Annotated in this window: 24 protein-coding genes; 14 read left to right on the top strand and 10 right to left on the bottom strand. The window is 66.4% G+C overall.

The genetic code is table 11. The features are described from left to right. Nucleotides 1-91 precede the first annotated feature (91 nt). The 3 genes from WMC41_RS04055 to WMC41_RS04045 form a co-directional block, all read right to left on the bottom strand. Nucleotides 92-3556 carry a chromosome segregation SMC family protein gene (locus tag WMC41_RS04055; RefSeq protein ID WP_432347092.1) on the bottom strand — a complete coding sequence of 1155 codons (3465 nt, stop codon included), beginning with the start codon at nt 3554-3556 and terminating at the stop codon, nt 92-94. 252 nt (nt 3557-3808) lie between these two features. Next, a complete protein-coding gene (locus tag WMC41_RS04050) occupies nt 3809-4639 on the bottom strand; it encodes a DsbA family protein (protein WP_272804677.1) in 831 nt (276 codons plus the stop codon). A gap of 195 nt (nt 4640-4834) precedes the next feature. Further along, nucleotides 4835-5356 (bottom strand): DUF721 domain-containing protein, encoded by a 522-nt coding sequence (locus tag WMC41_RS04045; RefSeq protein WP_432347091.1) that lies wholly within the window; start codon nt 5354-5356, stop codon nt 4835-4837. Between the two features lie 167 nt (nt 5357-5523). On the opposite strand from WMC41_RS04045, the gene mutY reads away from it, so the two are divergent. Continuing rightward, complete coding sequence (gene mutY / locus WMC41_RS04040; RefSeq protein ID WP_432347090.1) at nt 5524-6609, top strand: A/G-specific adenine glycosylase; 1086 nt, start codon at nt 5524-5526, stop codon at nt 6607-6609. A 125-nt stretch (nt 6610-6734) separates the two neighbouring features. Then, entirely contained in the window at nt 6735-7352 is a 618-nt protein-coding gene (locus WMC41_RS04035) for an HAD family hydrolase (RefSeq protein ID WP_244767773.1), read from the top strand. A 382-nt stretch (nt 7353-7734) separates the two neighbouring features. Here WMC41_RS04035 and WMC41_RS04030 read toward each other — a convergent pair whose 3' ends face one another. Further along, nucleotides 7735-8865, bottom strand: coding sequence for a site-specific DNA-methyltransferase (locus WMC41_RS04030; protein WP_244767774.1), 1131 nt, complete (start codon nt 8863-8865; stop codon nt 7735-7737). A 207-nt stretch (nt 8866-9072) separates the two neighbouring features. Here WMC41_RS04030 and WMC41_RS04025 point away from each other — a divergent pair, with 207 nt between their 5' ends. The 3 genes from WMC41_RS04025 (at nt 9073) to WMC41_RS04015 (ending at nt 11469) form a co-directional block, all read left to right on the top strand. Further along, nucleotides 9073-9369: a nucleotidyltransferase family protein gene (locus WMC41_RS04025; RefSeq protein ID WP_432347089.1), complete on the top strand. Its 297-nt coding sequence runs from the start codon at nt 9073-9075 to the stop codon at nt 9367-9369. Then, entirely contained in the window at nt 9369-9710 is a 342-nt protein-coding gene (locus WMC41_RS04020) for a HepT-like ribonuclease domain-containing protein (RefSeq protein WP_432347088.1), read from the top strand. Before WMC41_RS04025 ends, WMC41_RS04020 begins: the two co-directional genes overlap by 1 nt. Nucleotides 9711-9798: 88 nt before the next feature. After that, entirely contained in the window at nt 9799-11469 is a 1671-nt protein-coding gene (locus WMC41_RS04015) for a vWA domain-containing protein (protein ID WP_432347087.1), read from the top strand. A 293-nt stretch (nt 11470-11762) separates the two neighbouring features. Here the strand turns inward: WMC41_RS04015 and WMC41_RS04010 are convergent, their stop codons facing one another. Both WMC41_RS04010 and WMC41_RS04005 read right to left on the bottom strand, forming a co-directional pair. Next, on the bottom strand, nt 11763-12110 hold the full coding sequence (locus WMC41_RS04010; RefSeq protein WP_432347086.1) for an antibiotic biosynthesis monooxygenase family protein: 348 nt from the start codon (nt 12108-12110) through the stop codon (nt 11763-11765). Further along, on the bottom strand, nt 12107-12436 hold the full coding sequence (locus WMC41_RS04005; RefSeq protein WP_432347085.1) for an NIPSNAP family protein: 330 nt from the start codon (nt 12434-12436) through the stop codon (nt 12107-12109). Before WMC41_RS04005 ends, WMC41_RS04010 begins: the two co-directional genes overlap by 4 nt. Nucleotides 12437-12541: 105 nt before the next feature. Between WMC41_RS04005 and WMC41_RS04000 the strand changes: the two genes are divergently transcribed. Continuing rightward, on the top strand, nt 12542-13222 hold the full coding sequence (locus WMC41_RS04000; RefSeq protein ID WP_432347084.1) for an ArsR/SmtB family transcription factor: 681 nt from the start codon (nt 12542-12544) through the stop codon (nt 13220-13222). 354 nt (nt 13223-13576) lie between these two features. After that, nucleotides 13577-14266 (top strand): HAD family hydrolase, encoded by a 690-nt coding sequence (locus WMC41_RS03995; RefSeq protein WP_432347083.1) that lies wholly within the window; start codon nt 13577-13579, stop codon nt 14264-14266. Nucleotides 14267-14373: 107 nt separating this feature from the next. On the opposite strand, the gene WMC41_RS03990 is transcribed toward WMC41_RS03995, so the two are convergent. After that, nucleotides 14374-14931 (bottom strand): hypothetical protein, encoded by a 558-nt coding sequence (locus WMC41_RS03990; RefSeq protein WP_398432116.1) that lies wholly within the window; start codon nt 14929-14931, stop codon nt 14374-14376. A 318-nt stretch (nt 14932-15249) separates the two neighbouring features. On the opposite strand from WMC41_RS03990, the gene thrC reads away from it, so the two are divergent. The 7 genes from thrC to WMC41_RS03955 all read left to right on the top strand — a co-directional run bounded on the left by thrC (nt 15250) and on the right by WMC41_RS03955 (nt 23228). After that, nucleotides 15250-16653, top strand: coding sequence for a threonine synthase (gene thrC / locus WMC41_RS03985; RefSeq protein WP_244767780.1), 1404 nt, complete (start codon nt 15250-15252; stop codon nt 16651-16653). Between the two features lie 100 nt (nt 16654-16753). Then, complete coding sequence (locus tag WMC41_RS03980) at nt 16754-18052, top strand: M16 family metallopeptidase (RefSeq protein ID WP_244767781.1); 1299 nt, start codon at nt 16754-16756, stop codon at nt 18050-18052. A gap of 100 nt (nt 18053-18152) precedes the next feature. Then, nucleotides 18153-18791 carry a glutathione S-transferase family protein gene (locus WMC41_RS03975; RefSeq protein ID WP_432347082.1) on the top strand — a complete coding sequence of 213 codons (639 nt, stop codon included), beginning with the start codon at nt 18153-18155 and terminating at the stop codon, nt 18789-18791. Between the two features lie 11 nt (nt 18792-18802). Next, the gene (locus tag WMC41_RS03970; RefSeq protein ID WP_272804669.1) at nt 18803-19156 is read left to right on the top strand and encodes a cupin domain-containing protein; all 354 of its coding nucleotides are present in this window, start codon (nt 18803-18805) and stop codon (nt 19154-19156) included. A 108-nt stretch (nt 19157-19264) separates the two neighbouring features. Beyond that, a complete protein-coding gene (locus WMC41_RS03965) occupies nt 19265-19414 on the top strand; it encodes a DUF1127 domain-containing protein (RefSeq protein ID WP_064496052.1) in 150 nt (49 codons plus the stop codon). Nucleotides 19415-19669: 255 nt separating this feature from the next. Continuing rightward, nucleotides 19670-20263 (top strand): GNAT family N-acetyltransferase, encoded by a 594-nt coding sequence (locus WMC41_RS03960; RefSeq protein ID WP_244767784.1) that lies wholly within the window; start codon nt 19670-19672, stop codon nt 20261-20263. A gap of 121 nt (nt 20264-20384) precedes the next feature. Beyond that, a complete protein-coding gene (locus WMC41_RS03955; RefSeq protein ID WP_244768107.1) occupies nt 20385-23228 on the top strand; it encodes an EAL domain-containing protein in 2844 nt (947 codons plus the stop codon). A 61-nt stretch (nt 23229-23289) separates the two neighbouring features. Here WMC41_RS03955 and WMC41_RS03950 read toward each other — a convergent pair whose 3' ends face one another. From WMC41_RS03950 to WMC41_RS03940, 3 genes are all read right to left on the bottom strand, one after another. Further along, nucleotides 23290-24357, bottom strand: a complete 1068-nt coding sequence (locus WMC41_RS03950; protein ID WP_432347081.1) for a zinc-binding metallopeptidase family protein — start codon at nt 24355-24357, stop codon at nt 23290-23292. A gap of 116 nt (nt 24358-24473) precedes the next feature. Beyond that, complete coding sequence (locus WMC41_RS03945) at nt 24474-24665, bottom strand: CsbD family protein (protein ID WP_432347080.1); 192 nt, start codon at nt 24663-24665, stop codon at nt 24474-24476. A gap of 100 nt (nt 24666-24765) precedes the next feature. Then, a complete protein-coding gene (locus WMC41_RS03940) occupies nt 24766-25371 on the bottom strand; it encodes a YqgE/AlgH family protein (RefSeq protein WP_244767789.1) in 606 nt (201 codons plus the stop codon). Nucleotides 25372-25380 lie beyond the last annotated feature (9 nt).

Genomic DNA, 25380 nt, shown 5'->3' with positions numbered 1-25380 from the left:
ATTGCACGAAGGCCTGCGGGAACAGCAGGCGCTGTTGAATGCGCGAGAGGGGGATTTGTTCCCGTACGCTACCGTGCGAAGAGAGGAACGGCTACGACGCCTCGCGCAGTTGCTCGGCGGTCTGCAGGTCGACGGAGACGAGCTGGGAGACGCCCTGTTCGGCCATGGTGACGCCGAAGAGGCGGTTCATGCGGGCCATGGTGATGGGATTGTGCGTGATGATGACGAAGCGGGTCTCGGTGGAGGCTGCCATCTCGTCCATCAGGTTGCAGTAGCGCTCGACATTGTGGTCGTCGAGCGGAGCGTCCACCTCGTCGAGCACGCAGATCGGCGCGGGATTGGTGAGGAAGACAGCGAAGATGAGGGCCATGGCCGTCAGCGCCTGCTCGCCGCCGGACAGCAGCGTCATGGTCTGCGGCTTCTTGCCCGGCGGACGGGCGAGGATCTCGAGGCCGGCATCCAGCGGATCGTCGCTCTCGATCAGCTGAAGCTCCGCCGTGCCGCCGCCGAAAAGGTGGGTGAACAAGCGCTGGAACTGCACGTTGACCACGTCGAAGGCGGCCAGCAGGCGCTCGCGGCCCTCGCGGTTGAGGCTCTGGATCGCCGAGCGCAGCTTGCGGACCGCCTCGATGATATCCTCGCGCTCGGCGACGAGCGCATCGCGTTTTTCCGTCAGCTCGCGCTGCTCCTCCTCGGCGCGCAGGTTCACGGCGCCAAGCCGTTCGCGCTCCATCCTCAGCCGGTCGAGCTCGCGTTCGCGCTCGCGCGGATCGGGCAGCGGGCTGCCGGCGGGATGGCCGGTCAGCCGCAGCGCCTCGTGCGGCGCGCAGTTCAGCGCCTCGCGGATGCGCGCCTCGCCCTCGATGCGGCGCTCGCGCGCCGAGACGAGGCGCTCTTCCGCCCGCCCCCGCGTTTCGCGCGATTCGGCGAGCTGCGACAGCGCGGTCGCGGCGGTGTGGTCGGCCTCGCGCTGGCGGTTCTCCGCCTCCTGGAGCGCATCGGCCGCCTCGCGGCGGGCGGCCTCGGCATTGCTGAGGCCGGTCAGGAGCTCGCGGCGCTTGTCCTCGATCTCGTCCGGCGCCTCGGCCAGCTCCTCCATCTCCTCATGCGCTTCGGTTTCGCGCTCGCGCAGGGTGGCGATGTGGTTCTCGGCATTGGCGGCACGGCTTCGCCACGTCTCGCGCTCGGCTAGGATCGTCATCAGGCGGCGGCGGCGATCGGCCATCTCGCGGGCAAGGCCGTCATGGCCGGCGCGCGCCTCGGCCAGCGTCGCGCGGTCGGTCGCGACGTCCATCGTGCGGGTGCGAAGGCTGAGGTCGAGGTCGGCAAGGTCCGGCGCCTCTTCCAGCGCGGCGCGGGCATCCTCCAGCGAGATCGCGGCCTCCTCCACCTGCGCCTCGATCTGCGCGCCTGTTTCGGAAAGCACGGCCCGGCGGCGGATGAGATCGCCGGCCGCCCGTTCGGCCGCTTCCAGCCCTTCGCGCGCCTCGGCGAGCGCCCGGGCGGCGGCGCGCTGGGCCTCGCGCGCCTGCTGCTGGCGTTGTGTCTCGGCACGGATGGCTTCAGCGGCGTGGGCGAGGTCGGCTTCCGCATCACCGAGCGCGGCGCGGGCGTCCTCCAGCTCGGCTTCGAGTTCGGCGAGGCGGTTCTTCTGTTCGAGGCGGAGCGCGGCGGCGCTCGGCGCATCGGCACCGGTGACATGGCCGTCCCAGCGGAAGACCGCGCCCTCGCGGGTGACGAGCCGCTGGCCGGCCTTGAGCTGCGGCAGCAGGGACAACCCTTCCTCGACGCTGCCGGCAATGCCGATCTGCGCCAGGCGGCGGGCGAGCACGGCGGGCGCGCGGACATGGTCGATCAGCGCCGGAACGCCCTTCGGCAGGGGCGCGTCGCCGGACGCATCGCCGGACAGGCGCCAGTGCACGGGGGCGGAGCTGTCGGCCGGCGAATCGAGGTCTTCGCCGAGCGCAGCGCCGAGCGCCGTCTCATAGCCTCGGTCGACATCGACGTCCTCCACGACGGGCGGGAAGGAGCCGCCGGTGCCGCCAGCCTCCAGCATGCGCCGGATCGTACGGGCTTCCGTCTCGATGCCGGCAAGGCGGGCGCGGGCGGTATCGACCGGGCCGCGCAGCTCGGATTCGGCAAAACGGGCCTCCTCCAGCGCCTCCTCGACGGCGACCAGCATCTCGCCGGCCGCCTCCAGCGCCTCCTCGGCGGACAAAACGGCGGCGCGGCGCTCTTCGGGGTCGGGCAGCGCGGCGATGCGGGTATCCATTTCCGCAAGCTCGCGGGCCTGGGCGTCAAGCTGCTGGCCAAGCCGCAGGTGGCGTTCGGCAAGGTCGCGGATCGCCTTTTCGAGCTGGTTGCGCACCGCCTGCGCCTCCGCCCGCTCGGCGGTGACGGCGGCGAGGGCCGCTTCGCTTTGGACCAGCGTCGCGGCGGCGGCCTCCATCGCCTCGCGGGCAGTCTCGGCGCGCGCGTCCGCCTCGGCGAGAATCTCGCCGATCTCCTCCTCCTCGGCAATCAGGCGCTCCAGCACGGCCGCATTGTCGGCCACCATGCGCTCTTCGCGACCGATGTCCTCGGCGAGCTGGGCGAGGCGGCGGGTGAGCTCGTCGCGGCGGCGCAGCAGCCGGGCGGAATCCTCTTCGAGCTGCGCGCGGGCGATCTGCAGGCGCTGCAGCACGGCGGCGAGCTTCGCCTCGTTCTCGCGCAGCTCCGGCAGCTTCAGGCTGGCGACGGCCTGTTCCTTGGCGGCCTGCATCTGGGCGTTGGCCCGCTCGGCGACGAGCGAGGTCGCCTGGTTGAGCTGGCTTTCGGCCTCGGCCTCGGCCTCCTTGGCCTGCGCCCAGCGAATATGCAGCAGCATCGCCTCGTGGCGGCGGATATCGGCGGAGAGCGCCTTGAAGCGGTTCGCCTGGCGGGACTGGCGCTTCAGGCTCTCGATCTGGCTTTCGAGCTGCGTGGTGACGTCGTCGAGCCGTTCGAGATTGGTCTCGGCGGCGCGCAGGCGCAGCTCCGCCTCGTGGCGGCGGGAGTGGAGGCCCGAAATGCCGGCCGCCTCTTCGAGCAGCTGGCGGCGGGCCTGCGGCTTTGCCTGGATGAGTTCGCCGATGCGGCCCTGCCCGACCATGGAGGGCGAGCGGGCGCCGGTAGAGGCATCGGCAAAGAGCAGCTGCACGTCCTTGGCGCGCGCCTCCTTGCCGTTGATGCGGTAGATCGAGCCGTTCTCGCGCTCGATGCGGCGCGAGACCTGGATCTCGTCCTGATCGTTGAAGGCGGCGGGAGCCGTGCGGTCGGAATTGTCGAGATAGAGGCCGACTTCGGCGGTGTTGCGCGCCGGGCGGTTGCCCGAGCCGGAGAAGATGACGTCGTCCATGCCGGACGCACGCATGTTCTTGTAGGAGTTCTCCCCCATCACCCAGCGCAGCGCCTCGACGAGGTTCGACTTGCCGCAGCCGTTCGGCCCGACGATGCCGGTGAGCCCCCGTTCGATGATGAACTCGGTGGGCTCGACGAAGGACTTGAAGCCGAGAAGGCGGAGCTTGGTGAACTTCATGCGCAGGTGGGGCGGACGAGGCCACCCCCCTCTGGCCTGCCGGCCATCTCCCCCACAAGGGGGGAGATCGGACGAAGCGGCGTCCCGCCCATCATTAACGTTGCCATTTGAGCAAGGTTCCTGCCTCCAGCCGATCTCCCTCCTTGTGGGGGAGATGGCCGGCAGGCCAGAGGGGGGTAAATCCCACCCGAAACCCAATGGAATGCGGGCGCGCGACCACTGCCGTCGCCCGCCATAAACCCGGTCGAAGGATCAGAGCATGCTGTCGATGAGGGCCGACATGGTGTCAACCGACATGTCTCCCGAATAGCGCTTGCCGTTGATCAGGAAGGTCGGCGTCGCCGCGACGCCGAATTCCTTGGCGCCGCGCTCGCGCACCGCGTTCACATCATCCAGAAGCTTCTGGTTCGTCAAGCAGGCCTGGAAGCTCTCCTGTGTAAAACCGGCGAGTTTCGACATCTGCAGCAGCGCCTCGCGGCCGTCCTGCGCGGCGGCCCAGGTTTCCTGCTGCTTCATCAGCATGGAGATCATCGGGAAATACTGCGAGGCGTCCGAAAGCTCGGCCGGGTTCTGCGGCTTGCAGCGCGCCAGCATGAAGGCGGCGGCCGCGCGCGGATCGAACGGGAACTCGCGCATGACGAAGCGAACCTTGCCGCTGTCGACATACTTGGTCTTGATCGCGTCGAAGGTGTTGTTGTGGAAGGCGGCGCAATGCGGGCAGGTCGTCGACATGTATTCGACGATGGTGACCGGGGCATTGGCCTCGCCGAGCGCCATTTCCGGCAGCGCGCCTTCCTTCATCACCTCCGCCATGTCGACGTCGCCGTCGGCGGTGGGCACCTCGACGGACTTCGCCTCGGCGGCCGGCGCCTGGGCGGTCTCGGTCGTCGTGGTGGTCGTCGTTCCGGAGGAGGTGGCCGGCGTCGAGCTTGCGCTTTCGCCCGTCGTCGTCTGGCTGGTTTCGGGAGCCTTGGCGGTCTCCTCCTTCTTCTCGTCGGAGCAGGCAGCCAGCGTCACGGCGAGCGCCGCAACGGCAACGCCGGTCGCAAGGCGCTTCATCAGGCTCATTTCGGAAAGGGACATGGTCTCTCCTGTCGGAAGGGATGGGAATTCTCGGGTCCATTGACGCAATTCCGGAAAAAGCTTCCTTGCGCTTTTTCCGGAATTGCTCCGGGCACCCCCGTTATACCTGCTTTGGGGCGGGAACAAGCGGCGTTAAGGCAAGTAACTTCAAAGAATTGTGACCGTTCGATGGTCGGGGACGGGGCTTTCCGTCCCTTACCGGCGCCGGCCGAGCACCGCCGTGCCGAGCCGTTTCAGCGCCGCCTTCAGCGCGTCTCCCTCGATGCCGTCGACGAGGTCGTCCAGATGGCGGGCGGCCTCGCCGGTCAGCGGGCGCGGCTTGGCGCGGCGGCTGGAATGCGGGCTCACCGGCTTCTGCACGATCTTCATCTGGCTCACGGCCGGAAAGCCGAAGAAGCCGTTGATGCGCTGGATAATCTCGCCCTGCTGGTGGCTGAGGAAGAGCGCGCGGGCGCCCTCGCAGGCGATCGTCAGCACGCCCGGCTGGTGGCCACCGCCCTCGCCCGTCATCTCGGAGGCGCGGCGCGGCCAGGTGATGCGCTCCGGCCGCGTGCATTCGGCAAATTCCGCCCCCGCGATCTCGTCCCACGAGCCGAGCAGCATGGTGTTGATGCCGGCGCGCTTGGCCAGCACCGGATCGATGAGGTCGTTGGCCACTTCGCTGATCTGGACGATGCCGCGCCTCTGGCCGCGCCGGGGCACCTTGCTGGTATTCACGTATCCGCTCCCGATCGGGAAAATATTCCTGTTCCGGCGAAAAACCGACTTGAAGATCGCCGCCTGCTTCGCCAGTTATAGAACAATTCCAGCAAAAGTGTGCGAGCGTTTTGCGTCCGGAGCTGTGTTCGCATCATGGGTCGCATCGACCCCGTTTCAGGCACGTCATGACCCAAGCGCCCCGCATCGCGGCACCCGCCGATCTCGTTCTTGCCTGGTACGACCGGCACCACCGCGACCTGCCCTGGCGGGTGAGCCCGCCGATGGCGGCCCGCGGCGAAAGGCCCGATCCCTACCGCATCTGGCTCTCCGAAGTGATGCTGCAGCAGACGACGGTGCAGGCGGTCAAGGCCTATTTCGCCCTCTTCACCAGCCGCTGGCCGACGGTCACCGACCTTGCGAAGGCCGAGACGGAGGACGTGATGAAGTCCTGGGCGGGCCTCGGATACTACGCCCGCGCGCGCAACCTCAAGAAATGCGCCGAAGCCGTCGCCTTCGAGCATGGCGGGGTGTTTCCCGACAGCGAGGACGGGCTGAAGGCCCTGCCCGGCATCGGCGACTATACCGCCGCGGCAATCGCCGCCATCGCCTTCAACCGCAGGAGCGCGGTGCTGGACGGCAATGTCGAGCGCGTCATCTCCCGCCTCCACGCCATCGAAACGCCCCTGCCCGCGGCAAAGGCCGAGATGCGGGCGCTGGTGGCCGCCATGACGCCGGCGGACCGGCCGGGCGATTTCGCCCAAGCGATGATGGACCTCGGCGCGACGATCTGCACGCCGCGCCGGCCGGCCTGCGCGCTCTGTCCGCTCAATGCCGCCTGTCGCGTGCTGGGGCGCGAGGACCCGGAGCTCTATCCGCGCAAGGCCGCGAAGAAGGAAAAGCCCGTGCGGCTCGGCGCCGCCTTCGTCGCCGAGGACGAGACGGGCGCGATCTTCCTGCGCAAGCGTGGGGAAACCGGCCTTCTCGGCGGCATGACCGAGGTGCCCGGCAGCGGCTGGACGGCCCGCATCGACGGCGAGACCGGCCCTGCCGCCGCGCCCTTTGCTGCCGACTGGCAGGCCTGCGGCACCGTCACCCATGTGTTCACGCATTTCGAGTTGCGCCTCTCCATCTACCGCTCCATGGTGCCGCGCCATGTGCAGGCCGGCGAAGGATGGTGGCAGGCGAAGGAGACGCTCGACGGCGAGGCGCTGCCGACCGTCATGAAGAAGGCGATAAGGCAGGCCATACCGGATGCGTTTTCGAGGCGATAGGAATTGGGCAGTAGGCAGTAGGGAAAAGGAGCGGCAGTCGAGAAGACAAGCGACCGGGCCGGCGTCCGCCTGCTCTGCTTTTCCCTACTGCCTAATTCCTACTGCCTGACACAAGCGAGGAAAGCATGAACAGCATCGACATCCGACACATCGTCTTCGACATCGGCAGGGTGCTGATCCATTACGATCCGCACATTCCCTATGCCCGCCTCATTCCCGACGATGCCGAGCGCAACTGGTTCTTCACCAATGTCTGCACGCACGACTGGAACCTCGAACAGGACCGCGGCCGCGCCTGGGAGGACGCCGAGGCGCTGCTGATCGACGTGCATCCCGACCGCGCCGAGCACATCCGCGCCTTCCGCAAGCACTGGCACGAGATGGTCTCGCATGCCTATGTGGAAAGCGTCGCGATCATGGAGGCACTGATCGCCGACGGCCGCGACGTGACCATGCTGACCAACTTCGCCGCCGATACCTTCAAGGAAGCGCGAAAACTCTACCCCTTCCTCGACATGCCGCGCGGCGTGACGGTTTCGGGCGAGATCGGCCTCATCAAGCCGGACCGTGCGATCTACGAGAAGCACACGCGCGATTTCGGCCTCTCGCCGGCCCATACGCTGTTCATTGACGACGCCCCGGCCAATGTCGAGGGCGCGCGGCTCGCCGGCTGGAACGCGGTGCAGTTCACCGATCCGGAAAAGCTGAAGGCCGACCTTGCCGCGCACGGCATCGCGCTCTGAACGGGCCTGAAAACCGAAACGCCCGGAGCCTTGCGGCTCCGGGCGTTTTCGCATTTCCGGGACTGAAGGTACGAAAACCGGAAAGGCGATATCCTGCCTGCCGGGCCGGTTGATCGGCCCCGGCTTTCCGCAACGATTTCCGTTGCTTGGCCTGATGTACTTTCGAGGTCACACTAAGCCATTGATGGTTAACATCACCTGAATCGCATGGATGGAAATTCGGGACAGGCGCTGCCGGCAAACCCTCCCCATCGAAAGCCACAGCCCCCGGTGCAGGGAACACCGGAGGCCGCAGCTGGAGAAACGGGTAATGGCGCTTGCCGGTCTTCGATTTTCGCCTTTTCCGAACGGAAGACCGGTGGCCGCTTTTCCTGGAAAGGCTTTATTCGAGGCCGGCCATGCCGGCGCGCACCACGGCGCGCAGCGCGTCGATCGGCTTCAGCTCGGCGCCATCGGCATAGTGCCAGAAGGTCCAGCCGTTGCAGGCATCGAGCCCCTGCACCCTGGCGCCGACGCGGTGGATGGAGCCGGCGTCGTTGCCCGAGGCGAGCGTGCCGTCGGCGCGCACGATGGCGCTGTGGCGGCGGCGGGCATCGGTGAGCACCGTGCCGGGGGCGATCAGCCCGCTTTCGATCAGCGTGTTGAAGGCGACGCGCGGCTCGGCCTTCTTGCCGCTCATGACGGACAGGGTTCCGCTGCCGAGCGGTTCGACCGCCTCGATGCGCGCGCGTGCGGCATCGATATAGGCCTGCTCGCGCTCGATGCCGACGAAATGGCGGCCGAGGCGCTTGGCCACCGCGCCGGTCGTGCCGGAGCCGAAGAACGGGTCGAGCACCACGTCGCCGGGCCTGGAGGAGGCCATCAGGATGCGGGCGAGCAAGGCTTCCGGCTTCTGCGTCGGATGCACCTTCTTGCCGTCCTCGCCCTTCAGGCGCTCGCCGCCGCTGCAGATCGGGAACAGCCAGTCCGAGCGCATCTGCACGTCGTCATTGGCGGCCTTCATGGCGTCGTAGTTGAAGGTATAGCCCTTGGCCTTGGGGTCGCGCGTCGCCCAGATCATCGTCTCGTGCGCGTTCTGGAAGCGGCGGCCCTTGAAGTTCGGCATCGGGTTCGTCTTGCGCCAGACGATGTCGTTGAGGATCCAGAAATTGAGATCCTGCAGGGTCGCACCGACGCGGAAGATGTTGTGGTAGGAGCCGATGACCCAGATGGTCCCCGACGGCTTCAGCACGCGGCGGCAGGCGAGCAGCCAGGCGCGGGTGAAGGCGTCATAGGCCTCGAAGGAGGCGAACTGGTCCCATTCGTCGTCGCAGGCATCGACCAGGCTCTGGTCCGGACGATGCAGCGCGCCGCCGAGCTGGAGATTGTAGGGCGGATCGGCGAAGATGACGTCGACGGACTGGTCCGGCAGCGCCTCGAGCGCGGCAACGCAGTCCCCCCGGATGATCGTGTCGAGCCAGCCGCTCTTGCGGGGCGAACGGGAGACGTCTGCAAGCGAAAGAACAGATGGCATGGGATACTCGCTGATACGCTGACTCGGAACTGAACTGGCGCTTATGGTTACCGAAGATGGTTACCAAAGGCTGAACCTGTTGAACGGTTTCGGGAAATTTTCTGGACATGGCGTTGTTCCGCCAGCTGCGCTGGAGCGTTTGTTTCGCCGCGATTCCGGGCGCAAAACCGCTTCGCACTTTTACCGGAATTGCTCTAGAATGCCGGAATGACGAAGAGCGAGACCATAACGAGGCTGAAACAGCAGGCCGATGCCGTCCGGGCGCTCGGTGCCACCTCGCTCTATCTCTTCGGTTCCGTGGCGCGGGACGAAGCCGGCCCGGCAAGCGATCTCGACCTGTTCATCGACCACGACAGCGGGAAAGCCTTCTCGCTGGTCGATCTTGCCCGTATCAAGCTGCTGCTGGAGGATGAATTCGGCGGTGATGTCGACATCACGACGCGCGACAGCCTGCATCCGCGGCTGAGGGACCGGATCGAACAATCGGCGATCCGCATCTTCTGATGGCGCGGGATGTCGGACCGGTTCTCCAGGACATGCTCGACACGATCGCCCTGGTCGATACGGCGCTCTCGGGAAAATCGCGAGAGGATTTCGGCAGGGATGCCATCTTGCGGCTGGCGATCCAGCGGGCCATCGAAATCATCTCCGAGGCCAGCCGGCACATTCCCGACGAACTCCTGCAGCACACGCCCGATATCCCGTGGCGCGCCATCCGCGGCATCGGCAACATCCTGCGCCACGAATACCATCGCATTGCCGACGACATGATCTGGACCGTCGTCGTGCGCGACCTGCCGGCCCTGCGCGTCGCGGTCGAGACGCTTGTCAGCAAGATCGAATAGACGCCCCGCCTCGCCCGTCATGGAACAGCATCGCTGAGCCTTGCCGGCGTGGACGGCCGGCGTTTGCGGGGAAACGAGGAGAAAAGACGTGCGTTTGAGAGCCGCCTTCATGCTTCTGGCGGGGCTTCTTGCCGCCACCGAGACGATTGCCGCCGACAAGACGATGATCGTGCTCGACGCGTCCGGCTCCATGTGGGGCCAGATCGGCGGGCGCAGCAAGATCGAGATCGCCCGCGAGACGCTGGGCACGGTGCTGAAATCCGTGCCTGCCGGCACCGAGCTCGGCCTGATGGTCTACGGCCACCGCGAAAAGGGCTCGTGCAGCGACATCGAGCTGGCCGTGCCGCCGGGCGCGGGCACCGGGGAGGCGATCACCTCCTTCGTTTCGGGGCTCAGCCCCAAGGGCAGGACGCCGCTTACGCAATCCGCCGAGCAGGCGGCCGACATCCTCAAATATACCGAGGACAAGGCGACCGTCGTGCTGGTGACGGACGGGCTCGAGACCTGCGAGGCCGATCCCTGTGCGCTCGCCTCGGCGCTCGAAAGCAAGGGCGTCGACTTCACCACCCATGTCGTGGGCTTCGGCCTGACGGAGGAGGAAGGCCGGCAGGTCGCCTGCCTTGCCGAGAACACCGGCGGCACCTATTTCCAGGCCTCCGATGCCGCCCAGCTCGTGGCGGCGCTGACGGAGACGGTGGCGGAAGCGCCGATGTCGAAGCCGGCCGAGGCCGTGGCGGAAGCGGAACCCGAGCCGGAGCCCGCCCTCGCGTTCAACACCGAGTTCGACAGCGTCCTTGCCGAGGGCGGCGCCTCGCTCGGCGACAACGACAATGTGTTCTGGCAGGTCTTCAAGGCGGATGCAGGCGGCAAGCCGGCCGGCGACACCCTGGAAAGCCAGTACAAGGGCAAGTTCTCCGGCAACTACCCGCCGGGCCAATATGTCGCCGTCGCGACGCTGCAAAGCGCGATCAGGCGGGAGGTGCCCTTCGAGGTGCAGGACGGCGCCGTCGCCAAACCCTTCGTCAACTTCGATGCCGGCCATGTGACGATCCATCCCAAGCGCACGCCCGAGGATGCCGAGGACGATGCCAATGCGGGCGTCGAGATCGCCTTCGGCGGCTATTCCACCACCTATTACGGCACGGCCAAGTTCTACGCCTCGGCCGGCGAACTGAAGCTGACCGGCAAGATCGGCCCGTCCATCGTCGAGGAGACGGTCGCCGTCAAGGCGGGCGAGACGATCGAGCGCGACCTCGTCATCGGTTCGGGCGTCGTGCTCAACAAGGCGGTCTATGCGGAGGGCGGGGCGGCGGTCGATTCCGGCAACGTCTTCTTCGAGGTCGTCGCCGCCAGCAAGAACATCGACGGCACCCGCAAGAGCATCGCCTACAATTACGGCACCGGCACGAAGCTCGACGTGCCGCCGGGCGAGCATGTGCTGACGGCCAAACTCGGCTCGGCGACGGGTGAGATCCCCTTCACCATCAAGGCGGGGGAGATGAAGGAAGTCACCGTCAACATCAATGCCGGCGTCCTGGCGATCACCGCGCCCGGGGCGAGCTTCATCGAGATCCTCAACGCCACGAAGGACATCCAGGGCAACCGGAAGTCCATGTCCTACAATTACGGCGCCGAATGGCAGGACACGCTGCCGCCGGGGGACTATGTCGTCAACGTGAAATACGAGGGCGACGTCGCGCCGAAGGAGGCCAAGGCGACGGTGAAGGCCGGGGAGCGCTCGGAAGTGACGGTGCAGTAGGCTGGGAAATGGCGTTTTCGGCGAACGGCGGCACCCACCTGCATATGGCGGAGCACCCCCCCTCTGCCCTGCCGGGCATCTCCCCCTCAAGGGGGGAGATCGGGCGAGATGCGAAAACCTTGCTCAACCAGCAACGCCGGAGATGCGCGAAACGGTGATCCATCCGATCTCCCCCCTTGAGGGGGAGATGCCCGGCAGGGCAGAGGGGGGTAATCTCCATCATTCATACGCGATTGCCCCTTTCCACGAGCAGCGCGGGTTTCGCGTCTTGGGCTTGCGTCCGCACTACCGCCCTACGCCGCATGAAAGGCCCGGCTGTCGTCCGGCGCCTCGTTGCGGTCGTTGAGGCCGTAGTCCCTGACGACGCCGGCGATGCGCAGCCGGTAGCTGTCGAGGATGCCGGCGCGGCCGAGGGCCTGGGCGGCGCGGTGCCGTTCGCTGGTCCGCCATGCCTTCACCGCCGCCTCGTCGCGCCAGAAGGAGAGCGACAGGAGCCGCGTCGGATCGGTGAGGCTGCGGAAGCGCTCGATCGAGATGAAGCCGTCGATATCGTCGAGCAGCGGGCGCAGGTCCCGGGCGGTGTCGAGATAGAGGTCGATGCGGCCGGGCGCCGGGACCACCTCGAAGATGACGGCAATCATGGCGTCACCTTCGGCGCATGCGGCAGCGAGACGTTCTTCAGGAACAGGCGATCCTCCTTGAGGATGAAGCGCTCGTTGCGGGCGAAGTCATAGTTCTCCCGGCCGAGCGGGTCGGCGGCAAGGCGGGCGCGATAGGCCTCGTAGGCAGCGAGGCTCTCGATGTTGTAGACGCCATAGGCGGTGGTGGCCGAGCCCTCGTGCGGGGCGAAATAGCCGACAAGATCGGCGCCGCAGCGCGGGATCGCCTCGCCCCAGTTGCGGGCATAGGCGGCGAAGGCGTCCTTGCGGAACGGGTCGATCCGGTAGCGGATGAAGCAGGTGATCATCGTCGTCTCCTCGTCCTGGCGCAATCCCTTGCCGGAATTGCCCGTGCTTGCGATGCCCCCTTTTCCCACATTGCCGAACGCGAATGCTTCGGCTACCATCGAAGTATGAAAGAAGGTCCCGACATTTCCCAGATCGGCGCGCTGATCGGCGATCCCGCCCGCGCCAACATGCTGACCGCGCTGATGGGCGGGCAGGCGCTGACGGCGAGCGAGCTTGCGGGCGCGGCGGGCGTCACGCTGCAGACAGCCAGCTCCCATCTTTCCCGGCTGGAGGCCGGCGGGCTTGTCGCCCAGCGCAAGCAGGGCCGGCACCGCTATTTCGCGCTCGCCGACGACGAGGTGGGGCTGCTGCTCGAGAACATCATGGGCTTTGCGGCGAACCGCGGGCTGATGCGCAGCCGTCCCGGCCCGAAGGATCCGGCGCTGCGCAAGGCGCGCGTCTGCTACAACCATCTTGCCGGCGATTTCGGCGTGCGCATGCTCGACCGGCTGGTGGCCGACGGCGACGTGGCGCTCGATGGCGGGGAGGCATCGCTGACGCCTTCCGGCGAGGCGCGCATCGCCGCCATCGGCATCGACCTTGCCGCACTGAAGACCCAGCGCCGCCCCGTCTGCCGCACCTGCCTCGACTGGAGCGAGCGGCGCTCGCACCTTGCCGGCTCGCTCGGCGAGGCGCTGCTCGCCCGGTTCATCGCCGACGGCTGGGCGAAGCGCGAGAAGGACAGCCGCGCCATCCGCTTCACCGCCGAGGGCGAGCGGCGGTTCCTGGCGCTGTTTCCGGAGTGACCGCTGCCCCTTACCCCGCCGCCGCGACCTTCTCCCCGCAAGCGGGGAGAAGGGGGCTGGGGCGCCGGCTTCCTCAAACAAAGACAGCCGATTGGCGGGAAGGCGAAGCGGCTTACGCCTTCGCCCCGCTTGCGGGAAAAAGGTCGCGGCAGCGGGATGAGCGGCCCTTGCACCACCTTGCCCCACAAGCCGCCGCATAGCTCACGTCCGGAATCGGCAATTGTCGCGGCGCGCCCTTTCGTGTAGGGAGACCGCGGCTTCACGGGCGATCCCGCCCCTTATCCCATCGCAATTCCCGACGCCCGCCGCGTCCCGCCCCATGCGGGCAATTGCGCCATTGAAAGACGGTTTGTCATGGACGGTTTCGATCTCATCATCTTCGACTGCGACGGGGTCCTGGTCGATTCGGAAATCATCGCGGCCGAGGTGGAATCCCGGCTTCTCACCGAGGCGGGCTATCCGATCGGCGTCGAGGAGATGGGCGAGCGCTTTGCCGGCATGACCTGGCACAACATCCTGCTGACCATCGAGCGCGAGGCCGCCATCCCGCTCTCCGCCTCGCTGCTCGACAAGTCGGAGAAGCTGCTCGATGCCCGCCTTGCCCAGGAGGTGCGGGTCATCGAGGGCGTCAAGCCGATGCTCTCGCGCATCCGCAAGCCCTATTGCATCTGCTCGAACTCCGCCGCGCACCGCCTCGACATGATGCTCTCGAAAGTCGGCCTGCGGGAGGTCTTCGGTCCCTATGTCTATTCGGCCAAGGACCTCGGCCCCGATCGCGTCAAGCCGAAGCCGGATATCTTCCTGCATGGCGCCGGGCAGTTCAGCGCGAACCCGGCCAACACGCTGGTCATCGAGGATTCCGTGCACGGCATCGCCGGCGCCCGCGCCGCCGGCATGCGCGTCGTCGGCTTCACCGGCGCCTCGCACACCTACCCCTCCCACGCCGACCGGCTGACGGAAGCCGGCGCGGAGACCGTGATCTCGCGCATGAGCGAGCTGCCGGGGGTTATCTCGGCGCTGGCGGAATGGCAGGGGGCGGTCTAAGGCAGTAGGCAGTAGGCATTAGGCATTAGGCATTAGGCATTAGGACTGCGGTCTCGGCGTCGGACAGCGCCGTCAACCCTAAGGCCTATTGCCTACCCCCTAATTCCTCACTTCGTGTTGTACGGCCCTTCGTCGAAGCCGACATAGACCCTCGTGAAGCCGCCGGAGCCGCCCGGCAGCGCCACGTCGCCCTTGGTGAAGATGAACTGGCCGGCCTCCGTGTTCACGGAATACTGGACGAGATCGGAATAGAGCGTCGTCTTGCCGTCCGTGGCGGCGACGCGGATCGGCACGTTGACCGTTCCACCGGTGCTGGCCGGTCCCGTCACCACACGGCCCTGCACCACCACGGTCATGACGAGCTGGCTCTCGTTCAGGACGCATTGGCGTGTCGTGTCGGCCAGCGTCACCTGGTAGAGCAGCTTCTGCGGATCGTCCTTGGCGCCCTTGGCATAGCGGCGCAGCACGGCCGTGCCGTCGCGCAGGTAGACCTGCGGGCACGAGCCCTGCACGACGGCGGTGCCCGTCTGCTGCTGGGCGGCGGTCTCCACGCCGGATGGGTCGCTCGTCACGCCGAGATCGGCCGGCTTGTCGGTCTGGCTGCAGCCGGCGACGACGGCGAGAAGGGATATGCCGAGAAAGCGGCGGATATTCATTCCAAACACGATACTGTAACCCCTGCGATCAGGCCCCGCCCCCGGCGCGCAAGCCTTTCGGAACTCTTTTTGCGGGCCTTTTCACGACCCCAGGCGATGGTCTATAGCAGCGACGTGGCTAAAAATCGATTGTCGATTGAACCCGCCCGCAGAATTTCACCAGGGCCCGTTTCGCGCCGGAACGGGCAAAACGCAACGGCATTGCCGCGATCCGCCGCAAGGCGGCCCGTGGCCTTTCGCTGGACGGGGCGACAGAGCATTGGTACGAAGCGACAGCCGGTTCCTGCGATTTTCGTCGCTCGAAATCATCAACCTTCCCAAGGACGTATGAACGTGGACTATGTTTCGACGCGGGGCGAGGCCCCTTCCCTCGGCTTCTCCGATGCGCTTCTGGCGGGCCTTGCCCGCGACGGCGGCCTCTATGTGCCGCGTGAATGGCCGACCTTCTCCAAGAAGGAGATCCGGGCGCTGCGCGGCAAGTCCTACGAGGAGATCGCCTTCACGGTGCTCTCGCCCTTCGTCGAGGGCGACATCCCGGCGGACAAGTTCCGCGCGATGATCGACGAGGCCTATGCGACCTTCCGCCATCCGGCGATCGCGCCGCTGGTGCAGACCGGGCCGAATTCCTTCGTCCTGGAGCTCTTCCACGGCACGACGCTCGCCTTCAAGGACGTGGCGATGCAGCTGCTCGCCCGGCTGATGGACCATGCGCTGGCGACCCGCGGTGAGCGCGCCACCATCGTCGGCGCCACCTCGGGCGATACGGGCGGGGCGGCGATCGACGCCTTTGCCGGCCGCGAGCGCACCGACATCTTCATCCTCTTTCCGGAAGGCAAGGTCTCGCCGGTGCAGCAGCGCCAGATGACGACCTCCAAGGAAAAGAACGTCCACGCCCTTGCCGTCAAGGGCAATTTCGACGACTGCCAGAACCTCGTGAAGGCGATGTTCAACGACACGAAGTTCCGCGACCGGATGAAGCTTTCGGGCGTCAACTCGATCAACTGGGCGCGCATCATGGCCCAGATCGTCTATTACTTCACCAGTGCCGTGGCGCTCGGCGGGCCGGACCGCAAGATCTCCTTCACCGTGCCGACCGGCAATTTCGGCGACATCTTCGCCGGCTATGCCGCCAAGCGCATGGGCCTGCCGATCGACAAGCTCGTCATCGCCACCAACGAGAACGACATCCTCGCCCGCACGCTGAAGACCGGCCGCTACGAGATGAAGGACGTCAAGGCCACCACCTCGCCCTCGATGGACATCCAGATCTCCTCGAACTTCGAGCGCCTGCTGTTCGAGGCCTATGGCCGCGATGCCGGCGCCGTGCGCCGCGCGATGGAAAGCCTGAAGCAGTCAAACGCCTTCGAGATCGAGGACAGCGCGCTGAAGGTGATCCGCAAGAAGTTCCGCGCCGGCCGAGCCTCGGAAAAACAGGTCGCCAAGACCATCAAGGACACGCTCGCCGACACCGGCTACCTGCTCGACCCGCATTCGGCGATCGGCGTCTTCGTCGCCGCCAAGCACGAGAAGCCCGGTGCGCCGATGGTGACGCTCGCCACCGCCCATCCGGCGAAATTCCCCGCCGCAGTAAAATCGGCATGCGGTATTGACCCGGCGCTTCCGACGTGGCTTGCTGACCTCATGCAGCGGGAGGAGCGGTTCGACGTGCTGAGTGCGGAACTCGACGTCGTGGAAGCCTTCATCGGCGACCACTCGCGAATCCGGGGCTGAGCGGTTCCGGGAGCGGTTTGCGTTCGGGATTGTGTGGACACAGGGAGAGCATTTGCGGGTTTTGAAGGAGACGCGCAAATGTGGAACGCAGAAAGTGCGCATGATGAAAGTTGAGTGCACCCGGCTTGCGTCCGGGTTGACCGTGGTGACGGAAAACATGCCCCATCTCGAGAGCGTGGCTCTCGGCGTATGGATCAAGTCGGGGTCACGCAACGAAACCACGGACGAGCACGGCATCGCCCACCTTCTGGAACACATGGCCTTCAAGGGCACCGAGCGCCGCTCCGCCCGCCAGATCGCCGAGGAGATCGAGAATGTCGGCGGCGAGGTGAACGCCGCCACCTCGACGGAAACCACCTCCTACTATGCCCGCGTGCTGAAGGACCATGTCCCGCTCGCGGTCGACATCCTCGCCGACATCCTGACGCAATCCGTCTTCGACGAGGACGAGCTTCGCCGCGAGCAGCACGTCATCCTGCAGGAGATCGGCGCGGCGAACGACACGCCCGACGACGTGGTCTTCGACAAGTTCTCCGAGGTCGCCTATCGCGACCAGATCATCGGCCGCGCCATCCTCGGCACGCCGGAATCGGTGCTGTCCTTCTCGCCCGGCGAGATCCGCTCCTATCTCGACCGCAACTATACGACGGACCGCATGTTCGTCGTGGCCGCCGGCGCCGTCGACCATCAGGAATTCGTGCGCCAGGTCGAGGATCGCTTCTCCAGCCTGCCGACCGCCCCGAAGGTCTCGCCGGTCTTCGAGCCGGCCCGCTATACCGGCGGCGACATCCGGGAGACGCGTGACCTGATGGACGCGCAGGTGCTGCTCGGCTTCGAGGGCAAGGCCTATCACGCGCGCGACTTCTACTGTTCGCAGATCCTCGCCAACATCCTCGGCGGCGGCATGTCCTCCCGCCTCTTCCAGGAAGTGCGCGAGCACCGGGGCCTGTGTTATTCGATCTACGCCTTCCACTGGGGTTTTTCGGACACCGGCATCTTCGGCATCCACGCCGCGACCGGCGGCGAGAACCTGCCCGAGCTGATGCCCGTCATCTTCGACGAATTGAAGAAATCCTCCGAAACGATCGAGCAGCAGGAAATCGAGCGCGCCCGCGCGCAGATCCGCGCCCAGCTCCTGATGGGCCAGGAAAGCCCGGCCGCCCGCGCCGGCCAGATCGCCCGCCAGATGATGCTCTACGGCCGTCCGATCCCCAACGAGGAGCTGATGGAGCGCCTTGCGGGCATCACCATCGAGCGCCTGACGGACCTTGCCGGCCGCCTGTTCTTCGACACGGTGCCGACCATCTCCGCGATCGGCCCGCTGGAGCACCTGGTCCCGGCAGGGGACATCACGCGCTCGCTGTCGCGGCAGGCCCTTCCCGACCGCGCGGCGAGCTGAGGGAACCCTTCCCAACCATTGCCGGAAAAAATCCGCCGACGCTGTCGGAACGAAAGCGGCGCGCCCGTCCTTGTCCTGAAACAGGAATGGGAGATGGACCATGGCCGACTTCGTCGTCACGACCTTCGACTGGGTGCCCAAGACGCCACGCGGCCTGGTGCGCGACCTGCGCGTGCGCTGGGCGCTGGAAGAGGCCGGATTGCCCTACCGCGTCGAGAGCGTGCCGTTCGACGACCGCAAGGCCGGACATCTCGCGCACCAGCCCTTCGGCCAGGTGCCGTGGCTTGTCGACGGCGACATCTCGATCTTCGAGACCGGCGCGATCCTGCTCCATCTCGGCGAACGGAGCGCGGCCCTGATGCCCGCCGACCCGCGAGGACGGAGCGACACCATCGCATGGCTGTTCGCGGCGCTCAACTCCGTCGAGATGGCAAGCCTGCCCTGGGCTCTCCTGATGTTCGCGAACGTTCCCGCCGACACGCCGTCGCGCAAGCCGCTCGACGACTTCCTGAAGCTGCGGCTGCAGCGCATGGAGCCGGTCCTTTCGCAGCGGGAATGGCTGGCCGGGCCCTTCTCCGTGGCAGACATCGCCATGGCGGACGTGCTGCGCCTCGTCGACCGGTTCGACGGGCTGGCGGATCATCCGGCCTGCCGCAGCTACATGACCCGCGCCACCGCCCGCCCGGCCTTCGCCAAGGCCCATGCCGACCAGATGGCGCATTTCGCCGCCGCGGACTGAAGGAGGACCCCATGCAGAAAGTCGCCGCAATGCTCGAGCGCGCCCAATGGGCGGAAAAACCGGATGTCTGGCAGGGCGAGTTCGAGGGCCGGGCCTTCGGCACCGATGTCTCCGTCATGTTCTACACGACGGACGAGGTCGGCCGCGGGCCGCCGCTCCACCGGCATCCCTATGACGAGATCTTCATCGTGCGCGAGGGCCGCGCGCTCTTCACGGTGGGCGACCGGCAGATTGAGGCGAGCGCCGGGCAGATCGTCTTCGGACCGGCCAACGTGCCGCACACGTTCGTCAATCTCGGCCCCGGCCGGCTGGAGACGACGGACCTGCATGTGGCGGCGGCGTTTGCCCAGGAGAACCTCGAATAACGGGCACTTGCGTCGCCATGCAATAAACGCATGCCTACGCTGCAAGCATATGCATTTTTTCCGGGCAAGGGATTGTTTATATCATGGGCAACCCAAAGGAGTTGACCAATGAACATCTTCGCAAAGCTCAAGAAGAACGCCGCCGACCGCCGTGCCGTCCGTGAACTCAGCGCCCTCGACGACCGCGCCCTGCAGGACCTCGGCATCTCGCGCTCGAACATCCAGTCCGCCGTCAAGGGCCTTACGGTTTTCGGCTGAGCCATCCGGCAAGAGAGCCTGGCGCCACGGCCCGACGACAGGGCGCGCTTGACCAAAGCGCTGGAACCGGTCGTCCCGCCCTCACCGATGGTGAAGCGCCCATGGCTTCGAAGACGCAACCCGCCGCAAGGCGGGTTTTGTTTTTGGAAGAGTTTTCCGGCGGCCCGCCTTCCCCGGACCATTTGACGCCGGCGAGCCTCTCGGCATAGTCTTTCCCGACAAGGCACGCCACGGATCGGCGCGCGCGGAGGGCGAATGGCACGGTCGGTTTTTCGGTTTCTGTCCCGGCAGTCCGACACCGTGGAACTTGCCGACGATCGGCACCTCCTGCGCCTGCCCCGCTTCCAGGACTACCGGCAATGGTATCAGCTCCGCTCGGAAAGCCGCCGCTTCCTCGAGCCCTGGGAGCCGACCTGGCGCAACGACGAACTGACGGAAAGCGCCTTCCGCGCCCGCGTTCTCAGAAATGAACAGGAATTTTCCTCCGGCCAGGCCGTGCCGCTCTTCGTCTTCGCACGCGAGGAAAAGACGCTGCTCGGCGGGCTGACCATCGGCTATATCAGGCGCGGGGCCGCGCAATGCTGCATGATCGGCTACTGGATGGGCGAGCGCCATGCCGGCCAGGGCCACATGCATGGTGCCCTGAAACTGGTCATACCGTATATCTTTTCGAGCCTTCAGTTGCACCGTATCGAGGCAGCCTGTATTCCAGACAATCAGAGAAGCATCCGTCTCCTTGAAAAGGCCGGCTTTCGGCAGGAAGGCTACCTTCGGGAGTATCTGAAGATAAACGGGGAGTGGCGCGACCATCTGATGTTCTCGCTTCTGGCGGCCGACAGGCGGCCGTAGGCGGCACCCGGGCGCGACAGGACTGGGCAGACCTAAGGACCATGCAGTTTCAATGAAGCCTTTATCCGTGCCGCAAACGCTGCATGCCAGCCGGTTGCTCGCCCTCATTCTCCTCGCCACGATGCTCTTCGCCGGCATGATGACGGGGCGTGCCTTCGCCGTCGAACCCGTTAAGATCTCCCGTGACGACACCGCCCTCGACCTCACCGCCACTACGGAGATCTATACGGGCCGGGGCGAGGCCTTCCAGGTCTCCACCGCGCCCGGCACGGACGGCATCGTGCGCCGCATCGAGGTGCGCGCCACCTCGCAGGACCACCAGGGCGACTGGGCCGTCTTCGCGCTCGCCAACGTTTCGGAAGAGCAGATCGACCGCCTGATCGTCGCCCCGCATTTCCGCCTCGTGCAATCGAAGCTCTTCTGGCCGGACCTCGGGGCAAAACGCATCCTCTCGATCACCCCGAGCGAAGGCTTTGCGCTCGACCGGCAGCCGAGCGACGAGGCGGACGTCTTCCGCATCACGCTCAACCCCGGCACGGTCGTCACCTTCGTCGCGGAACTGGCGACGCCCGACCTGCCGCAGATCTATCTCTGGGCGCCGGATTCCTACAAGGACACGGTCAACGCCTTCACGCTCTATCGCGGCATCGTGCTCGGCATCGCGGGCCTGCTCGCCGTCTTCCTCACCATCCTCTTCGTGGTGAAGGGCACCTCCATGCTGCCGGCGACGGCAGCGCTCGCCTGGGCGGTGCTCGGCTATATCTGCGTCGACTTCGGCTTCCTGTCGAAGCTCATCAGCATCACGGCGGGGGACGAGCGCATCTGGCGCGCCGGCACGGAGGTGTTCCTTGCCGCCGGCCTCGTCGTTTTCCTCTTCACCTATCTCAACCTCAACCGCTGGCATGCGCATCTCTCCTATGCGACGCTCGCCTGGATTCTCGGCCTCGGCCTGCTCTTCGGCGTCGCGATCTACGATCCGCCGATCGCCGCCGGCATCGCCCGCCTCTCCTTCGCCCTGACCGGCACGGTCGGCATCGTGCTCATCGCCTATCTCGGCTTCAACCGCTACGACCGCGCCATCCTTCTGGTGCCCGCCTGGGCGCTGATCCTCGTCTGGCTGTTCGGCGCGTGGCTGACGGTGACGGGCCAGCTCAACAACGACATCATCCAGCCGGCGCTCGGCGGCGGCCTCGTGCTGATCGTGCTCCTCATCGGCTTCACGGTGATGCAGCACGCCTTTGCCGGCGGCGCCTATAGCCAGGGCCTGTTCTCCGATCTCGAGCGCCAGTCGCTCGCGCTGACCGGCTCCGGCGACACGGTCTGGGACTGGGACGTGGCCCGCGACCGCGTCGTCACCATTCCCGACATTTCCATCCAGCTCGGCCTTGCGCCCGGCGTCATGCACGGGCCGGCGCGCAACTGGCTGCCGCGCCTCCACCCGGACGACCGCGACCGTTTCCGCGCGACGCTGGATGTCTTGCTGGAACACCGCAAGGGCCGGCTCAACCATCAGTTCCGCGTGCGCGCCGAGGACGGCCATTACCATTGGCTCTCGATCCGCGCCCGGCCGGTGCTCGGCGCCAATGGCGAGATCATCCGCTGCGTCGGCACGATCATCGACATCACCGAGCAGAGGAATTCCGTCGACCGGCTGCTGCAGGACGCCCTGCACGACAACCTGACGGGCCTGCCGAACCGCCAGGTCTTCCTCGACCGTCTCCAGTCGATCCTCGCGCTGACGGCAAGCTCCGACAATGTGCGCCCGACGGTGCTCACCATCGACATCGACCGCTACAAGCAGGTCAACGATGCGCTCGGCATTGCCGCCGGCGACAACATCCTCATCGCGCTGACCCGGCGCCTGCGCCGCCTGCTGAAGCCGCAGGACACGCTGGCGCGGCTGGCCGGCGACCAGTTCGGCCTGATCCTGATGTCCGAGCGCGATCCGGCCAAGGTGGCGGATTTCGCCGACGCCGTCAGCAAGGCGATCATGGTGCCGATCAATTTCGGCGGCCGCGAGATCATCCTGACGGCCTCGATCGGCCTCGTCTCCTGGGTCGACCAGCAGGAGGACGCGCCGGGCCTGCTCAACGATGCGGAACTGGCCATGTACCGGGCCAAAAAGGGCGGCGGCAACCGCGTCGAGCCCTTCCGCCCCGCCTTCCGCACCTTCGGCGCGGACCGCCTCCAGATCGAGACGGACCTGCGCCGCGCCATCGAGCGCAAGGAGCTCTCGCTCGTCTACCAGCCGATCGTGCGCCTTTCCGATGCCGAGATCGCCGGCTTCGAGGCGCTGATGCGCTGGGATCACCCCAAGCGCGGCAACATCTCGCCGACGGAATTCATCCCGATCGCGGAAAGCTCCGACCTCATCAACCAGCTCGGCCTCTTCGCCCTCGACAAGGCGGCGAGCGACCTGATGGACTGGCAGCTCCAGACCGGCGACCTGCCCGTCTTCGTCTCGGTGAACCTGTCCAGCGCCCAGCTGCTCAACAACGAGCTCTACAACGATGTGCGCGCCGCGCTCGCCAAGACGCATTGCGAGCCGCAGAAGCTGAAGCTGGAGCTCACCGAATCCGTCGTGATGGAGAACCCGGAACAGGCCCGCCTGATCCTCACCAAGCTGAAGGATGTCGGCCTTGGCCTGGCGCTCGACGATTTCGGCACAGGCCATTCCTCGCTCTCCTACCTCACCCGCTTTCCCTTCGACACGATCAAGATCGACAAGGCGCTGGTGCGGGACGGCTCCGACAAGCGTACCGTGCTCCTGCGCTCGGTCATCTCCATGGCACGGGAGCTCGAAATGCAGGTCGTCGCCGAAGGCATCGAGTCGGAGGAGGAAGCGATCGAGCTCGGCAATATGGGCTGCGAGTTCGGCCAGAGCTACCTCTTCGGCCCGCCGATCGGCTACGATTCCGTGCTGCGGCTGCTGAAGGAACGCTTTCCGCTGATGAAGCGGGCGTGAGGAGGAATTAGGCGTTAGGCAGTAGGCCGTAGCCAATAGGGCACCCCCTACTGCCTATTGGCTAATTCCTATTGGCTGCTTCCCTCACCAGTCCGTTGATGAAATCCAGCTTCTCCACGACCGGCGGCGGCAGGACGAAGGGGTAGCTGTCGGGCTGGCCCATCGAGCGCTGGATGGCGTTCATCGCCACGCTGAGCGGGATCCAGGCCTCGACGAGGCGGCCGGCATCGGGGGCGCGGTAGGGGTCGAAGGTGACCTCGGCCTCCAGTTCCTCGTGGCCCTTCGGATCGGTATTGAGGCCGAAGGCGCGGGCGGTTTCCAGCGTGTCGACGATGTGGAAGAAGTGCGCCCAGCACTCGGCGAAATCCTCGGCCGGATGGCAGCTGGCATAGGTGCTGATGAAGTGCTGCTGCCAGTCGGCGGGCGGGCCTTGCTCGTAATTGTGCTGGAGGGCAGCGGCGTAGTCCGCGCGCTCGTCGCCGAAGAGGCGGCGGGCCTCCTCCAGCGTCGCCTCGTCGCGGATGAGCTGGGTCCAGTAGAAATGGCCGATCTCGTGGCGGAAATGGCCGAGCAGCGTGCGGTAGGGTTCGTCCATCGAGACACGCACGCCCTCGCGCACCTCGTCGTCCGCCTCGGCGGCGCGCAGGCTGACGAGGCCGTCCTCGTGGCCGGTCATGGCGGGCTGGACGACATTGCCGTCCGCATCCAGTTCGTCGGCCAGGAAATCGAAGACGAGGCCGCCGGCCGGATCCTCCTCGCGGGTCGGGTGCGGCAGCTTCCAGCGCAGGATCGAATAGAAGAGATGGCGCTGGGCCGCGCCGATGCGCCGCCAGCGCTCCAGCCCCTTCGGATCCGTGGTGGGCACGATGCGATTGTGCCGGCAGGCCTCGCAGAAGGCGTGCGGGCTGTCGGCCGGCAGCAGCCAGTTGCAGACGTCGTGCGCGGCATTGTCGCAGAAACGATAGACACCCTCGCGCGGGACGACCCTCCACAGCCCCTCGCCTTCCGGCACCAGGGCATGCAATGTCATGTCTTCGGCAAGAAAACCGAGTGTGGAGCCGCAACGCACACAGACGCGATTGTCGAAATGGGTGGTCTGGCCGCATGTGCCGCAGGTGAAGAGTTTCATGATGCCCCCCGATCGGCGATGATGCTTTCGATAAAATACCCGCATCGGCATTGGCGATACGGGTATCTCGACTTCGCAATGGCGGGATGACACGGCGTGCCGCCCCGCATCATCGATCAGAGGCGATCGATGGCGCCCTTGACGGCATCCTTGGCCTTGCCGACCGCCTTCTGGGTCTTGCCCTTGGCTTCCTGGGCGGCGCCCTCGGCGCGCAGCTTCGGGCTGTCGGCCGCCTTGCCCGCTGCCTGCTTGGCCTTGCCGGCCAGTTCGTTGGCCGTGCCCTTGATCTTGTCGCTCGTGCTACCCACCATCGTACTCCTTGTTAGAGGCGCAGTTGTTGACTGCGGCAGATAAACGGCGTGCGCTGCAACAAGTTCCGGCGGCATCGGGGAAAATTTGCCGCGCCGCTCAGGCGTGGCCGGCCTCGGCGGAGAGCATGGCGGGCGTGATGCCCATCAGGCCGAGCGCCCGCTCGTACTTGCTGTCGAGGTCGGTGTCGAAGATCAGCTCCTCCTGCGCGGGGCAGGACAGCCAGCCGTTCGCGCCGATCTCGTTCTCGATCTGCCCCGCTCCCCAGCCGGCATAGCCGAGCATCATCAGGCCCTTCTCCGGCCCGCGGCCGCGGGAAATGGCGCGCACGATGTCGAGCGTCGCCGTGAGGCAGATATCGTCGCTGACGGGAATGGAGGATTCGGACATGTAGTCGTCCGAATGCAGCACGAAACCGCGCCCGCTCTCCACCGGCCCGCCGCAGCGGATGGGGAAGTCCAGCGTCGCACCCGGCAGGCGGATCACCTCGTCCTCGCCGACGAGATCGAGATGCAGCAGCACGTCGGAGAAGCTCAGCTGTTGCGGGCGGTTGATGACGAAGCCCATGGCCCCGTCTTCCGAATGGGCGCAGATATAGACAACGGTGCGGGCAAAATTGGCATCGGCCATGCCCGGCATGGCGATCAGGAACTGACCGTCAAGGAAGCCGCGTTCTCGCCTGTTTTTCAGAACCGACATAGCCATAGTGCAAGT

Origin of the sequence: Shinella yambaruensis, assembly GCF_050859155.1 — a bacterium.
GTDB lineage: Bacteria > Pseudomonadota > Alphaproteobacteria > Rhizobiales > Rhizobiaceae > Shinella > Shinella yambaruensis.
This window is presented reverse-complemented; position numbering and strand designations above follow the sequence as displayed.

Coding starts and splice junctions, on each gene's coding strand:
- WMC41_RS03940 (WP_244767789.1), bottom strand. CDS start 25,371: ATGGCTATGTCGGTTCTGAAAAACAGGCGAGAACGCGGCTTCCTTGAC.
- mutY (WP_432347090.1), top strand. CDS start 5,524: ATGACCCAAGCGCCCCGCATCGCGGCACCCGCCGATCTCGTTCTTGCC.
- WMC41_RS03970 (WP_272804669.1), top strand. CDS start 18,803: ATGCAGAAAGTCGCCGCAATGCTCGAGCGCGCCCAATGGGCGGAAAAA.
- WMC41_RS04030 (WP_244767774.1), bottom strand. CDS start 8,865: ATGCCATCTGTTCTTTCGCTTGCAGACGTCTCCCGTTCGCCCCGCAAG.
- WMC41_RS03960 (WP_244767784.1), top strand. CDS start 19,670: ATGGCACGGTCGGTTTTTCGGTTTCTGTCCCGGCAGTCCGACACCGTG.
- WMC41_RS04020 (WP_432347088.1), top strand. CDS start 9,369: ATGGCGCGGGATGTCGGACCGGTTCTCCAGGACATGCTCGACACGATC.
- WMC41_RS04005 (WP_432347085.1), bottom strand. CDS start 12,436: ATGATCACCTGCTTCATCCGCTACCGGATCGACCCGTTCCGCAAGGAC.
- WMC41_RS04010 (WP_432347086.1), bottom strand. CDS start 12,110: ATGATTGCCGTCATCTTCGAGGTGGTCCCGGCGCCCGGCCGCATCGAC.
- WMC41_RS04025 (WP_432347089.1), top strand. CDS start 9,073: ATGACGAAGAGCGAGACCATAACGAGGCTGAAACAGCAGGCCGATGCC.
- WMC41_RS03980 (WP_244767781.1), top strand. CDS start 16,754: ATGATGAAAGTTGAGTGCACCCGGCTTGCGTCCGGGTTGACCGTGGTG.
- WMC41_RS03995 (WP_432347083.1), top strand. CDS start 13,577: ATGGACGGTTTCGATCTCATCATCTTCGACTGCGACGGGGTCCTGGTC.
- WMC41_RS03965 (WP_064496052.1), top strand. CDS start 19,265: ATGAACATCTTCGCAAAGCTCAAGAAGAACGCCGCCGACCGCCGTGCC.
- WMC41_RS04055 (WP_432347092.1), bottom strand. CDS start 3,556: ATGAAGTTCACCAAGCTCCGCCTTCTCGGCTTCAAGTCCTTCGTCGAG.
- thrC (WP_244767780.1), top strand. CDS start 15,250: ATGAACGTGGACTATGTTTCGACGCGGGGCGAGGCCCCTTCCCTCGGC.
- WMC41_RS03975 (WP_432347082.1), top strand. CDS start 18,153: ATGGCCGACTTCGTCGTCACGACCTTCGACTGGGTGCCCAAGACGCCA.
- WMC41_RS04000 (WP_432347084.1), top strand. CDS start 12,542: ATGAAAGAAGGTCCCGACATTTCCCAGATCGGCGCGCTGATCGGCGAT.
- WMC41_RS03950 (WP_432347081.1), bottom strand. CDS start 24,357: ATGAAACTCTTCACCTGCGGCACATGCGGCCAGACCACCCATTTCGAC.
- WMC41_RS03955 (WP_244768107.1), top strand. CDS start 20,385: ATGCTCTTCGCCGGCATGATGACGGGGCGTGCCTTCGCCGTCGAACCC.
- WMC41_RS04050 (WP_272804677.1), bottom strand. CDS start 4,639: ATGTCCCTTTCCGAAATGAGCCTGATGAAGCGCCTTGCGACCGGCGTT.
- WMC41_RS04035 (WP_244767773.1), top strand. CDS start 6,735: ATGAACAGCATCGACATCCGACACATCGTCTTCGACATCGGCAGGGTG.